The organism is Phaeobacter sp. JH20_02, from assembly GCF_048056915.1.
Lineage (GTDB): Bacteria > Pseudomonadota > Alphaproteobacteria > Rhodobacterales > Rhodobacteraceae > Phaeobacter > Phaeobacter bryozoorum.
Map to the genome: position 1 here is coordinate 689159 of NZ_JAYMVP010000022.1, position 14107 is coordinate 703265.

Annotated in this window: 12 protein-coding genes and 1 pseudogene; 12 read left to right on the top strand and 1 reads right to left on the bottom strand. The window is 61.6% G+C overall.

What is annotated here, in order from left to right:
• Window positions 1-98: 98 nt before the first annotated feature.
• From VWY34_RS10065 to VWY34_RS10085, 5 genes and pseudogenes are all read left to right on the top strand, one after another.
• Window positions 99-2396 (top strand): xanthine dehydrogenase family protein molybdopterin-binding subunit, encoded by a 2298-nt coding sequence (locus tag VWY34_RS10065; protein ID WP_416544755.1) that lies wholly within the window; start codon window positions 99-101, stop codon window positions 2394-2396.
• Complete coding sequence (locus VWY34_RS10070) at window positions 2374-3573, top strand: DUF2235 domain-containing protein (RefSeq protein WP_416544756.1); 1200 nt, start codon at window positions 2374-2376, stop codon at window positions 3571-3573. Before VWY34_RS10065 ends, VWY34_RS10070 begins: the two co-directional genes overlap by 23 nt.
• A 716-nt stretch (window positions 3574-4289) precedes the next feature.
• Entirely contained in the window at window positions 4290-4667 is a 378-nt protein-coding gene (locus tag VWY34_RS10075) for a hypothetical protein (protein WP_416544779.1), read from the top strand.
• The gene (locus VWY34_RS10080; protein WP_416544757.1) at window positions 4585-4833 is read left to right on the top strand and encodes a hypothetical protein; all 249 of its coding nucleotides are present in this window, start codon (window positions 4585-4587) and stop codon (window positions 4831-4833) included. Before VWY34_RS10075 ends, VWY34_RS10080 begins: the two co-directional genes overlap by 83 nt.
• Window positions 4812-5331: pseudogene (locus tag VWY34_RS10085) on the top strand (transposase); the annotation flags it as partial. The gene VWY34_RS10080 and the pseudogene VWY34_RS10085, both read left to right, overlap by 22 nt.
• Window positions 5332-5774: 443 nt before the next feature.
• On the opposite strand, the gene VWY34_RS10090 reads toward VWY34_RS10085, so the two are convergent.
• Window positions 5775-6725: an alpha/beta hydrolase family protein gene (locus tag VWY34_RS10090; RefSeq protein WP_416548940.1), complete on the bottom strand. Its 951-nt coding sequence runs from the start codon at window positions 6723-6725 to the stop codon at window positions 5775-5777.
• Between the two features lie 177 nt (window positions 6726-6902).
• Between VWY34_RS10090 and VWY34_RS10095 the strand changes: the two genes are divergently transcribed.
• From VWY34_RS10095 to VWY34_RS10125, 7 genes are all read left to right on the top strand, one after another.
• Entirely contained in the window at window positions 6903-7940 is a 1038-nt protein-coding gene (locus VWY34_RS10095) for a helix-turn-helix domain-containing protein (protein ID WP_416542892.1), read from the top strand.
• 637 nt (window positions 7941-8577) lie between these two features.
• Complete coding sequence (locus VWY34_RS10100) at window positions 8578-8970, top strand: hypothetical protein (protein WP_260108715.1); 393 nt, start codon at window positions 8578-8580, stop codon at window positions 8968-8970.
• Between the two features lie 83 nt (window positions 8971-9053).
• Window positions 9054-9278, top strand: coding sequence for a hypothetical protein (locus VWY34_RS10105; RefSeq protein ID WP_260084249.1), 225 nt, complete (start codon window positions 9054-9056; stop codon window positions 9276-9278).
• Window positions 9278-10738, top strand: a complete 1461-nt coding sequence (locus VWY34_RS10110; protein ID WP_416544759.1) for a TolC family protein — start codon at window positions 9278-9280, stop codon at window positions 10736-10738. Before VWY34_RS10105 ends, VWY34_RS10110 begins: the two co-directional genes overlap by 1 nt.
• Window positions 10739-10752: 14 nt before the next feature.
• Window positions 10753-12111 (top strand): multicopper oxidase family protein, encoded by a 1359-nt coding sequence (locus VWY34_RS10115; protein WP_416544760.1) that lies wholly within the window; start codon window positions 10753-10755, stop codon window positions 12109-12111.
• A 40-nt stretch (window positions 12112-12151) separates the two neighbouring features.
• Complete coding sequence (locus VWY34_RS10120; protein WP_416536278.1) at window positions 12152-12850, top strand: copper-binding protein; 699 nt, start codon at window positions 12152-12154, stop codon at window positions 12848-12850.
• A gap of 53 nt (window positions 12851-12903) precedes the next feature.
• Window positions 12904-14106 carry an ABC transporter ATP-binding protein gene (locus VWY34_RS10125; protein ID WP_416544761.1) on the top strand — a complete coding sequence of 401 codons (1203 nt, stop codon included), beginning with the start codon at window positions 12904-12906 and terminating at the stop codon, window positions 14104-14106.
• The last annotated feature ends 1 nt before the right edge of the window (window position 14107 follow it).

Sequence of the window (14107 nt, forward strand, 5' to 3'; positions counted from 1 at the left end):
GACAGGATCAACACGGCGGCGCGGGGCGGACCCGGCGCCGCTGTGGACGTTTTGCAGCTGAAACGCGATCCGACACGCAAGGCAGGTCAGGGGCAGTGATGGATAAATTCGGCAAGAGCCAACCCGTGAGACGGGTCGAGGATGTGCGGTTTCTGACCGGGCAGGGGCGCTATCTGGAAGATATCGCGCCAGCCGGGGCGCTGCGGGCCTGGGTGCTGCGCAGCCCTGTCGCCCATGGCACCATCACCCATCTGGATCTCGACATGGCGCGCGAGGCCGACGGCGTCGCGGCGGTGCTGGCGTTGGCTGATCTTGAGGCAGCTGGACTGATCGTGGGCATGGACGGTGCCGTGGTGACCAACCGCGATGGCAGCAAGGCAGCTGCGCCCGAACGGCCAATGCTGGCGCGCGAGCGGGTTCGATTTGTCGGTGAGCCGATTGCGGTGGTGATTGCCGAGACGCTGGATCAGGCGCGTGACGCAGGTGAGATGATCGAGCTTGATATCGACGATCTGCCGGCGAAACTGGATCTGGTCGCCGGGGGCGAGCAGCTGCACCCGGAGGCGCCTGACAACCGGGCCTTTGACTGGGGCATGGGCGATGAGGCCGCGACGGACGCCGCATTCGCCGCTGCCGCCCACCGGGTGGCGCTACAGGTCGAAGACAACCGGATCATTGTCAACACGATGGAGCCGCGCGGCTGTTTTGCGCGCTGGGCCGATGGCCGGTTGCAGTTCACCTATGGCGGTCAGGGCGTCTGGGCGATGAAAAAGCAGCTCAGCGATAAGCTGGGACTGGCGCCCGAGGCGGTGCATGTCACCACACCGGATGTTGGTGGCGGCTTTGGCATGAAGGCGATGCCGTACCCAGAGTATTTCGCGGTTGCCCATGCCGCGCGGTTGCTGGGTCGGCCGGTTCTGTGGATCTCGGACCGTACCGAGGCGATGCTGAGTGATAATGCCGGACGCGATCTGACCTCTCTGGCGGAGCTGGCCTTTGATGCGGATCTGCGCATTACCGGCTACCGGGTCCACAGTCACTGCAACCTTGGCGCCTATAATTCACATTTCGGCCAGCCGGTGCAGACGCAGCTGTTCAGCCGGGTGCTGGCCGGGGTCTATGACATCCGCGCCACCCGGCTGCGGGTTGAGGGGATCTATACCAATACCGCTCAGGTCGATGCCTATCGCGGGGCCGGTCGGCCGGAGGCGATCTATGTGCTGGAGCGGGTGATGGATCACGCCGCTCACGCGCTGGGCGTCGACCCATGGGAGCTGCGGCGACGCAATTTCATCCGCGCCGACCAGTTTCCCTACCAGACCGCAACGGATGAGACCTATGACGTCGGCGATTTCCACCAGCTGCTGGCGCGCACCGAAGAGGCGGCAGATCTGGCGGGATTCGCTGGGCGCAAGGCCGCTGATGCGGAACGCGGAAATTTACGGGGCGTTGGGCTGTGTTACTATATCGAAAGTATTTTGGGCGATCCTTCTGAAAGCGCGGAGGTCGCCTTTGAAGCGGAGGGTCGGGTGAGCATCTATGTCGGAACGCAGAGCAACGGGCAGGGCCATGAAACGGTCTATGCGCAGTTTCTTGCGGATCAGACCGGAATCCCTGCCGCTGATATCACCGTGGTGCAGGGCGACAGCGACAGGATTGCCCAGGGCGGCGGCACCGGCGGATCACGTTCGGTGACCACCCAGGCCAATGCCACGCTTGCAGCCGTCGATGTGATGATCGCCGCCTTTACCCCCTTCCTTGAGGAGGAACTGGGCGTCGCCCATGGCTCCGTCACCTTTGACGGGGAACGGTTCACTGCCCCGGGCAGCAACCAGCGGCCAAGCCTGGTGGAGGCCGCAGAGATGGCCCGTGCGCAAGGCCGCCACGAGTTGCTGCGTCACGCGGCACGGGCCAAACTGCCGGGGCGTTCGTTTCCAAACGGAGCCCATGTTGCCGAGATCGTGATCGACCCGGAAACCGGGCTGAGCCATGTTGATCGCTACACGGTGGTTGATGACTTTGGCAATCTCATCAACCCGTTGCTGGCTGAAGGTCAGGTTCATGGCGGGGTGGTGCAGGGGCTGGGGCAGGCGATTCTGGAGCGTGTCGTCTACGATGCCGACGGGCAGCTGCTCACAGCATCGTTTATGGACTATGCCTTGCCGCGTGCCGCCGATGTGCCGATGATTGAGGTAGGCTTTGCGCCGGTGCCGTCGACCCAGAACCCGATGGGTATGAAAGGTTGCGGCGAGGCCGGAACCGTGGGGGCGCTGGCGGCGGTTGCCAATGCGGTGCAGGACGCGGTCCGGGAGCGCGGCGTTCAGCAGATAGAGATGCCGTTTACACCACTTAGACTATGGGAAGCATTGAGGAATGTCGCTGACGCAGCTGAGTAAGAGGATCCTGGGATGGCTTGGGCGGCCTTTGCGCTCCGAGCATTCCGCCGAGACCAAGCTGCGTGGGCCGCAAGCGCATGTGATCATCCTGGATGGCACCATGTCGACGCTGGAACCCGGACATGAGACCCATGCGGGCATGGTCTACCGGCTGTGCCGCGAGGTCGGCCCGCAGGTTTCGGTGTTCTATGAGGCCGGTGTGCAATGGCAGAGCTGGCGCAAGACGACGGACGTGATGATCGGGCGCGGCATCAACCGTCAGATCCGCCGAGCCTATGGCTATCTTGCCTCGCGCTATCGTCCCGGCGACCGGATCTACCTGATGGGCTATTCGCGGGGGGCCTATGCGGTGCGCTCCCTTGCGGGGGTCATTGACGAGGTGGGGCTGCTGAAGGCCGAACATGCCACGGTGCGCAATATCCGCACCGCCTACCGGCATTATCAATGCGGCGGGGCCTCGGCCAGCGGGATGCGTGATCATACCGCCACCAGCCTGCCGCCCATGGCCGAGACGGGCGCAGAGACGGCCCCTGAACCCGATGCGACCGGTCATGGGCAGGCGATGGCGCAGACCGGAGCCTGTGTCGCCTCCACCTTCAGCGAGCGGTATTGCCACCGAAATGTGGAGATCGAAATGGTGGGGGTCTGGGATACGGTGAAGGCGCTGGGTCTGCGCCTGCCGCTGCTATGGCGCTGGGCGGAGCGGCGACACGGATTTCACAACCATCAGCTGGGCCGACATGTGAAGAACGGCTTTCACGCGCTTGCGCTGGACGAAACCCGCCGGGTGTTTGAGCCGGTTCTCTGGGAATGCCCGGATGGTCACGACGGCAAGGTTGAGCAGGTCTGGTTTCGCGGCAGCCATGGCGATGTCGGCGGGCAGCTGGGCGGGTTCGAAGCGGCGCGGCCGCTGTCAAATGTCTCGCTGGTGTGGATGCTGGAACGGGCAGAAAACTGTGGCCTACCGTTGCCGCGCGACTGGCGGATGCGGTTTCCGGTTGATCCGACGGCGCCCTCCGTCGGGACCTGGCGCGGCTGGGGCAAGATTTTCCTGCTGCGCGGCAAGCGGCGGGTCGGGCTGGACAGCAGCGAGAGGCTGCACAGCAGCGTTGGCGCCAATGCCACCGACAAACGTCTGGCGCATTGGCAATCAGAGATGTCGAAGGCAGCCCGCTAGGCGGGCAGTAGGGCGCGCCATTGTCTGTGAGCGGCTGTGGGGGCCGGGATGGTGGATGCGCTGATGACGAGCACACAGCTGCGGGCAAAACCTGGCGGCTGCGGGAAGAACACTCATAGTCGTTGGTCCGAAAGGGGGCAGGCCTGAGGGCAGGTTGCGGCTGAAGTTATTCGCCGCGCTGGAGGAGCTCTGAGGGCAGGGAGATGTATGTTCCTGGTTCATCATATCCTGCGGCAATTTTTTGTGACATATGGCGCGGCCGCGAAAGTCATAGAGATGCCGACAGTTACGCCTCTTTGACCAGATGCGGTGCGTTCTCGGCGTCCTCAAGGAAATCGCGCCAGGCTCGATCGCCCAAACAGCCAGGATTTCGGACCCAGTCCGGCCCTTCACCACGAGCGTGCAACGGTCCGGAGCGCAGGACGGGGACGAAGCCGCGACGGCGGCAGGGGCGCTCGGTGATACCGTTGCGGGATGATCTGACGACTGAGATTTTGGGAATGGGCGTGTCTGTCTGACGATTGGGGTCTCTCAATCAACAGACAGGGAGTTTCCCATGGCGGACATGAAGTTGACACCGCTTCGAGAGCGGATGATCGAAGATATGCGGATCAAAGGGCTCGGGGAGAGTTCGCAGAAGGCGCACATCCGGGCCGTTCGATTTTCTTGGCCGATCGCCGGATACTGCAACGCCCGAAGACCTGCGCGCTTACCAGCTGCATATGGTGAACACGAATGTCACCCCGTCGACCAACAATGCGGGGCTTGTGGGTTTGCGGTTCTTTTTCGAGACGACGTGTAAACAGCCCGCGATGAAGGATTGCCTGCACTTTCGCACGGAACCGCGCAAGCTTCCGGTGGTGTTCAGCGCCGAAGAGGTGTTCGAGATACTCAGGGTCGCGCCCGGCCCTCGGCTTAAGTATCTAGCGGCGCTCAGTATTTCCTACGGTACAGGGGTGCGCGCGTCGGAAGAATTGCAATCTCAAGGTCACGGATATCGACAGCGATCGGATGTTGATCCACGTCGAGAAGGGCAAGGGCGGCAAGGCTCGCAAGGTAATGCTGTCGCCCGGATTGCTGGAGCTTCTGCGTGACTCTTGGCGTGAGGCTCCACCGGATGGCTGGCTCTTTCCCGGAAAGCCCCGGATCAACCCGCTCTCACCGCGGCAATTGCATCGCGCCTTCAGCGCAGCCAACTGCGCCTCACGTCGGCCATCGAGATCCGTCGCACGGAAGCGCTCGGCGCCCGTGTCGGCTTGACCAGCGTGCTGCACACCTGGGGATCGGCGTCGTGCTGAAAGCACGCCTCCGGCGTGGCCCCATCATCCCCACATCCTCATGATCGTCCCGGGTGGCGGCCTGCCGCCGGACGGCACCCTGTGGGTTGCCTGCAAACCTGGGTTTGTTCTGCATGTGCGCATGCTGTCGCGGCTGTCCCGGCGGGTGTCTGTCGAAGGCCTGATGGCCCTGCACCGCGCAGGACAACTGAGGTTCTCTGGTGATCTCACCGTACTGGCATACCTGTCCCGCTAAACCCACGGCATCGCCATCTCCAACCACCGCCTGGTCAGCGCTGATGCAAACACCGTGTCCTTCAAATGGACACACTACCGGATCAATAGTGGGGATCGCATGAAGACAATGCGGCTCAATACGTATGAGTTCATCCGCCGCTTCCTGATGCACGTCCTGCCAAACCGGTTCCATCGCATGCGCCATTACGGCTTCCTGGCAGGTGCCGGTCGCAAAGAGGCTTTGCCCCAATGCAATCCATGCGTCGCAACGGGGGCCAAACCGACGCAGTAAGGCCGATAAACGAGACCAACCCCATGCCAAAGGCACCGGCGCGGAGCCTCCAAACTCAGAAAAACCCGCGAAACTCTGACCGATATTATGGATCGATGTCTGCGCTTTCCCCATGGCACGGCGCTTCCATCCCGTGGCTTCCACCGTGTCAGATTGGTTAACGCGGTCCACACCGCATGACACGAGCCTAACCAACTGATCCAAATGGAAAAATATTGATAAAACGGGCTTTCGCTGCGGCTGCGCCAGGATCAGTTTTGATGATTTAGCGGCGTCGAAACCGGTCCTTTTCGCCGGTGTTAGAAACTGTTGAGTCTTGGCAAAGAGTGCTGCCTTCGGCGCTGTTAATTGGAAGCCGCACTCTTTTTTATTGATGGATCGAGCGAGAGCCTCTCTTAGAGCTCAAGACCAAACGTAATTGCGTCAATCAGCTGCAAGTGCGCAGTGGTGCGATCCGCGCCTTTCGGGTCCGTGCAGATCGGGTCGTCCTGCTCCTCTTCAAGCAACGCGGCGGCACCAGGTTTGCAGGTGCCGAGGAACGTGAAGTGGTTTGCCGCTGCAATCTCAACGTATGTTGCATCGGGCAACCTGTTCGCGAGGTCATTTCCATCCGGTCCCACGTCAACAGCTCCGAGTCTGTCTGCATCACCCAGGTTGATGAGAGTAATCCCCGCCAAAGCGCCCTGGAGCGTCCCTGGATCAGCGGCACCGCCAAAGCCGGGGTCGACAATCACGGCCCGTGAGATGCGCGGGTCGCGTGCATCCGCTTCGAAACCGGGGTAGTCGGCAAACCGTACTCCGCCACGGCGGAAGAAAACGCAATCAGCAGCATCGGGACCAGTGCTGCAATTCGTGTCTTGCGCAGCACCATCGAAGCGGACGCCGGCCATCCCGAGAGCGGTGGTCCCGCCCAAGGAGAATCCGACGACGCCAATCCGATCTGGATCGATGAATGGCGCAAAAGCAGGGTCAGCGAGGATCATGTCGAGCGCGGCCGTCAGGTCATTTGCGCGCGCGCCCAGATCAACCGATCGGCGAGGGGAACTATCGCCGCTTGTGGATCCCGGATGGTTCACCGCCAAAACAATTGCCCCGTTCGCGACAAGGCCGCTTGTCAGCCATCCCAGGCTATCGGAATTACCGCCTGATCCATGGGACAAAAGTACAAGCGGATGCTCTCCCTGTGCAATGGCGGGGCCAATGAACGCGAAGGTCGGGTCGAAGATCGGACCATCGCCGACAGGCGCGCGATATGTGGGGTTCGCTGCCGGATACCAAATCGAGGCGGCGATGGGGCTGGCGCGGTGGTCGGCTGTCAGATCGAACCGGTCGTAACCGGGCAGCATATCCGCCGCAACCGGAGCCGCGATTGGCAATCCAAGCATGGTGAGAAGGGCAAGGCGTTTCATGGGAACCTCCGTTTTTGAACGCATGCCAATTGATGTGCGGACAACGGCAGTTTATCGCGTCCTATTTTCGGGATTCAGGTCGTCACAATCCGGATTTTGGACAATAGTCGTGGCATGCCCATGCTCCCGATCCCTGCTTTTGCAGCCATTGTCCTCGCCTATCTTGCCGCTCGCACCTTTATGTCAGAGGGCAGGCCGCTGCTTGTCGCCTTCCTTACCGCCTGCGCGGTTCAATCTCTTCTGGTCGCTCTGGTTCTGGGCTACGACATTGCGTGGCTCAGACCCATTTTGCCAGTCAGTGCCACGGTCATCCCGCCGCTCGCCTGGATCACATTGCAGGATGCCCTGATCAGCCGGATATCGCTGCGTCAAACCGTGCTGCACGGCGCGGCCCCGTCATTTACACTGTTCTGTCGTGTCTTCGCGCCCGAGACGACGGATATCGTCGTGCCGCTAGTCTTTACGGGCTATGGCTGCGCGATCCTATATCTGTTGCACAGCGCCACAGACATGCCCCTTGCCCGGCTGGACGCCGGGCGAGTCCCTAAGGTTCTTTGGCAGGTCCTGGGCTGGGCGTTGATTGCTTCCGCCCTCAGCGACGTTCTCATCGCGGTCGCCTTCATGACGGGCAACGAAAAATGGGCTGGATGGCTGATCACCTTCTCTTCGTCTCTGGTGCTTGTGCTTTTGGGGTTGCTCAGTGGCAGCCCCTCTGCAGCGGGTGTGGTTGGCGAAGACCCAGATGAGCCAGCTCCACGCCCCAGAGAGACGAGTAAAGAGGACATCGAAATCCTGGAAGTGCTTGAGACGTTTTTGAGGCGCGAGCCCATGCATCTTGATCCCAACCTGAGCTTGTCGCGGCTTTCGCGCCGCTTGCATCTGCCGGAGAAGCGCCTTTCGATGGCCGTCAACCGCGCGACCGGTGCCAATGTCTCTCGCTACATCAATAGCTGGCGCATTCGTCATGCCTGCAAGCTTATCGAGGATGGTGCAACCGTCACCGATGCGATGCTGGACAGCGGTTTCAACACCAAATCGAACTTCAATCGGGAATTTGTACGAGAGACCGGCGTTCCGCCGAGCCAATGGAAACGCGGAGTGCAACCATCTGCAAATGTGGCGCGGATTTTCGACGCGGGCAAAGGTGTTTGAACCGGTAAGCGTTTGAACATTATCCCCCTGCAAGCCGCCAGGCGCAAGAAACGGCCCTTTTGCCACGCACAGCCTGAAGCCCGAAGTCTCGGGAAAATCTCGCGCCACAACCCTGTGGCAAAACCTCGTTTGGTTTTAGCATGTTTTAGGCTGCCGACGGCCAACCTGTCATTCGTCGCCCCGCAGCATCCCTACACGTTGGGCTCAAACTGTTCGTCTGGAGCACCTTTCGCGAACGGCTGGTTTTGCGCTCCGCTGCCTCCGGTGCAACCCGCAGCATCCCATGAAGCAACTTGGCTCTGCCGAGCGTCCGCGTCCGGGGAAATGACCATGGAGTTTCGCACCAGCAGCATCCTTGGCGCGGCACCACATATCTACGACAGCTTTGGGCTGCGTCCTTCCCTTAGCTGAGTATCCATTGGGGTACTGGACTGTGACTTTATCGACTAATTCAGAGACCGAATCATCACCGTGAACTGCAGCGCCCTTCCTGCGCTGGAAGGTTTGTGGCTTTTTCCGAAGCTCGGGAATCCATCCTCTGGATTGACGGAAAAGACCTCTTAAAAGCGCTGATTTGTGCTCCCGACGCATGATTGCCGCCTTGACGCGGTCGGGTCCTTTCGGAAGAAATAACCGCATGGCGTTTATGGCACATATTCTTCGGCTGATCAGGGTGACTGCTACATGTGCAGTGATCATTGTGCTGGGTTTTTCGCTGCCATCCGCCGCGCATACTGTCGCGGGGCACCACGGCAATACGCTGACTGCGCAAAGTGCTAGCAACCACGGCGACGTTGCCGTGATCGCCGCGGCGCAAGACGTTTCCACGGCCGGGGCGCATGATCCCCAGGAGGCGTCGCAAAATGCTGCCGACACTGGAAACTGTTGCCTAGGCGCCTGTATGGCGGTTGGCGTGATCTCCCTGGAGTCGGCGGAAATCGCCCTCAAGCGCCCAGTGCGCTGGCGGCAAGCAGCTTCGCAGCTGCCGTCCCAGCAACTTAACTCCCTGCTGCGTCCTCCGAAAGCCTGAAACATCTGAACCGTTTTTAACGGCCGCTAATCACTCCTGCACATCCATGCAGGAGCCGCGCAGATATTTCTCAGGAAAAACACATGAAATCTCTCTTACTGGCCGGGGCGGGCGCCCTGCTGCTGGGGGCGTGCGCCAAGTCACCGGCGGCGCTGCCCGATACCGCAGACTTGCAACGTGCCGCCGCGCCCTCCGGCCCCTACCGGTCCCTGAATTACCAGTCCCCTTTCAGGGGATTTGAAAACCACACGCCCCGCGGCCCTGCGTCCTGGCGCGGTGTCAACGGGCAGCAGCAGGAGAACCACTGATGACAGTGAAAACTTGGCGCGTTCTTTTGGCGTCGCCCCTGGTGCTGGCCGCCTGTTCGGCGGCGGTGCCGGAAAAATATACCAGCCCGCAGGCCGGGTTTCAGGAGGTCGCCAGCCAAACCGCGGCCGCAATCGGCAAGCGTACCGCCTTTGCCCAGACACAGGCCCAGAACGAGGCGCTGGCGAAAGAAGTCCGGCAGTTGGTGCAGGGCAAGACAATCTCTGCTGATACCGCGGTGCAGGCGGCGCTTTTGAACAATAAAGGCCTGCAGGCGTCTTATGCCGCAGTCGGGCTGTCGGCGGCGGAGGCCTGGCAGCAGATGACGCCGGAGAACCCGGTGGTCTCGATCGGCTTGATGGGGATCGGCGCGCCGGAACTGGGCCTGTACCGGGCTCTGGAATCCACCATCGCCGTGAACCTGCTGGACGTGAAGACCCGCAAGCAGCGCATCGCCGTGGCTGAGACGCAGTTTCAGCAGGCGCAGCTGAATGCGGTGAACGATACGCTGGCATTGGCGGGGCAGACCCGGCTGGCCTGGATCAATGCCGTGGCAGCCTTTGAGCGGCTGAGCTATCTGCGCCAGGCTGGCGAGACAGCAGCGGCGGGGGCAGAGCTGGCCAGCCAGCTGGGTAGGACCGGCGCGCTGAACAAGGCGAGCCAAGCGCGGGAATTCGCCTTTAACGCGGAGCTTGCAGGGCAGGTGGCCCGCGCCCGGCTGGAGGCAAAGCTTGCCAAGGAGGAGCTGACCCGGCTGATGGGGTTGTGGGGCAGCGATGCCGATTACTATGTGCCCGATGCGCTGCCGCCGCTGCCCAAATCGCTGAGCAAAGTGTCGGCAATCGAAAAGGCAGCGCTGCAGAACCGGGTAGACCTGCAGGTGGCCAAGCTGGGGCTGGAAGCGCAGGCCCGGGCTTTTGGCCTGACAGACCGGACCCGGCTGGTCACTGACCTGGAACTGATTGCCGGGGTGGAGTCCGAGCGCGAGTGGGAGGACGGGGTGACAGACACCGAAACCCTGCCGCAGCTGGAACTGGAGTTCGCCATCCCGGTTTTCGACACCGGCAAGGCGCGGATGCGTAAGGCGGAGCTGTCCTACATGCAGGCGGCCAATGCGCTGGCGGAACGGGCGGTCACTGTCCGCTCAGAAGCCCGCAGCGCAGAGCTGGCCTATCACTCCTCTTACGAGATTGCGCGCCACTACCGCGACGTGCTGGTGCCGCTGCGCCGGACAATCGAGGAGGAAGGGCTGCTCAGCTACAACGGCATGATCACCAGCACCTTCGAACTGCTGACAGACGTGCGCGAAAAGCTGGCGGGCTCGCTGGAAGCGGCCAACGCCAAGCGCGATTTCTGGCTGGCGCAGGCCAATGTAGGTGCCGCGATCTATGGCGGCGGCACGGGGTCCGCTCCGCAGGGCGGCAGCGCCGAGATCGCTGCTGGCGGCGGCGCAGGCCATTGAAAGGATCAAATGACATGATGAACAGACGTCAAATGCTTGGAGTTGGCGCGGCGGGGGCTGCGCTGGTGTCCAGCCAGGCTTGGGGCAAGACCGCGAACATGGGCCTGCCCGAGGCCGCCAGGATGGACAGCGCGGCAACCCAGCCGCCGCTGGCCCCAACCACCGGGCCGGACTACAACCCGGTGGTCACCCTGAACGGCTGGACGCTGCCGTTCCGGATGAACAACGGAGTGAAGGAATTCCACCTGGTGGCCGAGCCGGTCGAGCGCGAGCTGGCCGACGGCATGATCGCCCACCTGTGGGGTTACAACGGCCAGTCCATCGGCCCCACCATCGAGGCGGTGGAGGGCGACCGGGTGCGGATCTTCGTCACCAACAAGCTGCCGGAGCATACCACGGTACATTGGCACGGGCTGATCCTGCCTTCCGGTATGGACGGGGTTGCGGGCCTCAGCCATCCCGGCATCCCGCCCGGCAAGACCTTTGTCTATGAGTTCGACCTGATCAAATCCGGCACCTTCATGTACCACCCGCATGGCGATGAGATGGTGCAGATGGCGATGGGCATGATGGGGATGTTCATCGTGCATCCCAAGGACCCCGCCTTCATGCCCGTCGACCGTGATTTCCTGATCATGCTGAACGCCTTCGACATCGACCCCGGCTCTTATGTGCCGCGGGTGATGGAGATGACGGATTTCAACTTGTGGTGCTGGAACAGCCGGATCTTCCCGGACATCGACCCGCTGGTGGTCAATCAGGGCGACCGGGTGCGGGTCAGGACCGGCAACCTGACCATGACCAACCATCCGATCCACATGCACGGCTACGACTTTGAGGTCACTTGTACCGACGGCGGCTGGGTTCCGGAAAGCGCCCGCTGGCCGGAGGTGTCGATCGACATTCCCGTCGGCGCCATGCGTGCCTATGAGTTCGACGCGGTGCATCCGGGCGACTGGGCGATCCACTGCCACAAGTCCCACCACACGATGAACGCCATGGGCCACGACATTCCGACCTTCATCGGGGCCGACAAGCGCAAGCTGACCGGTCAGATCCGCAAGCTGCAGCCAGAATACATGCCGATGGGCACCTCAGGCATGGCGGATATGGGTGAGATGTCGATGCCGCTGCCCGACAACACCGTGCCGATGATGGCCGGTTGGGGGCCTTACGGGCCGCTGGAAATGGGCGGCATGTTCTCGGTCGTGAAGGTGCGCGAGGGCATCGGCGCAGACGACTACAGCGATCCCGGCTGGTACGAGAACCCGCCCGGCACCCAGGCCTATGAGTGGACCGGACAGCTCCCGGAGACTGCCCGCGTCGAAGACGCACAGACGCGCATTACCCCCAAACCACCCGTCAAGGGCTGACCAGCCCTTGACCTTAACCAAACCTAATAAGGAAACAAACATGAACAAAGCTCTTTACACCGCCCTTCTTTGCCTACTTCCCGCAGCTCCGGTCTTTGCCGATGGAACACACGGCGGCGGCCATGATGGCGGTATGGAAGTTGGCAAGCCCGGCGACCTGTCCCGCACGGACCGCGAGGTCGCCGTCACCATGATGGAAACCGATGACGGGGAGATGCTGTTTGAGCCTTCCAGCTTTTCTTTTGTTAAGAATGAGACGGTGAAATTTGTGATTACCAACGCCGGTGAGCTGGAGCATGAGTTTGTGCTGGATACGGCAGAGCGTAATGTTCGGCACAAGGCGATGATGGCCGAAATGGAGATGGAACATGATGATCCGAACTCGGTGCGCCTAGATCCGGGTGCAAGCGGAGAGGTCATCTGGACCTTCTCCAATGCAGGCACATTCGAGTTCGCATGCCTGATCCCTGGTCATTATGAATCGGGCATGCACGGGCCGGTTGCCGTGCTGGCTGATAGCGCAGGTAGCTTCACCAAGGGCACGGTAAAAAAGCTCGATACCAAATCTGGCAAGGTTACCATCATCCATGAGGAACTGGTGAACCTGGAGATGCCCGCGATGACCATGGTGTTTCGGGTAGCGGATCAGGCGATGCTGGACCAGCTCGAGGTTGGCGATGCCATCGAGTTCGTTGCCGAGCGGATCCAGGGCAAGCTTACCGTGACGGCCCTGAACTAAGTTAGGCGGGAGGCGGGCCATCCCGCTTCCCGTGTTTTCCAGCAGAGAATTCTATGCCCAAATTTCACAGTCTAGCGCATGATGCAGCGGCGGCACTTGGCTTCAGCTATGACAGCAGCGCGCCGGCCTGGCTGCATCCGGTGATGCATCTGGTGCTGGTTCTCGCCCCGGCACTGCTGGCAGCAACCTTGGCGGTTCAGGCGGCCTTGCTGCTGCGCAGGCATCTTCGGACCGTCGTGTCACCTGATGAAGCGATACCGGGGCAGGCAGCCGGAATTCGGGCCAGTCTTCCGCGCCATATCCTGACCGCCACCGGACGGCAGCAGGCAGTCCTGGTTGTGCTGAGCCTGACCGCCATGCCCACCCTCTACCTGACACTTGAACTGCCCAAGCAGATCGTGAACCGTGTTTTTGAAAGCCAAGACGGGACGGTTGCGGTCCTGGGATATGACCTCCCGCAAATCTCGCTGCTGTTTGTGCTTTGCGGCGCCTATCTGGCGGTTATATCGCTCAACGGCCTCAATAAATACTGGCTGAACATCTGCAAGGGTCGGGTCGCCGAGAGCTTCGTGCGCCGGCTCCGCCTTGCAGTCTACCGCCAGTGGCGACGAAAGCACCCCGCGCAGCGCCAGGCTGCCATCATGCCAGTACTTGGTCCCGAGGTTGAGCCTGTCGGCGGCTTTGCCTCCGAACTGCTGGCAGTCCCGCTGCTTCAAGGCGGAACCCTCGCGACAATCCTTCTGTTCATGTTCGTGCAGGATCCGATCCTCGCGGCTGCTGCGCTCACAGTGCTCCCTTTGCAACTGATCATCGTGCCGCGACTGCAGCGGCGGGTAAATGCGGTATCCCGCAAACGAATCCGCGAGATGCGCCTGCTTGGTGGCCATCTGGACTTGCAACTGCGGGAGTTGGGCTCCGGCGTTCTGCCGGTTGCGCAGAGCTTCCGCCAACTGCAGGATCTGCGACTGCAGATCCACCGGCTGAAGTTCCTTGCCAAGGCCATCAACAACTTCCTGACAGCCTTGACCCCGTTCCTGTTCTATTCCCTGGGCGGCTATTTTGTTTTGCAGGAGCGCGTCTCGCTGGGTGCGCTTGTGGCGATGCTATCGGCACACAAGGAGTTTTCCTCACTGCTGAAGGATCTGTTCCGTTTCTACCAGCAAAGCGAGGATGTGCGGATCCGCTACCAGGAAATTCGCGCCTTCGCGGCGCTTTCCGGCGGGATACTGAGACCAGCGCCTGACTTCCAAAGATGAA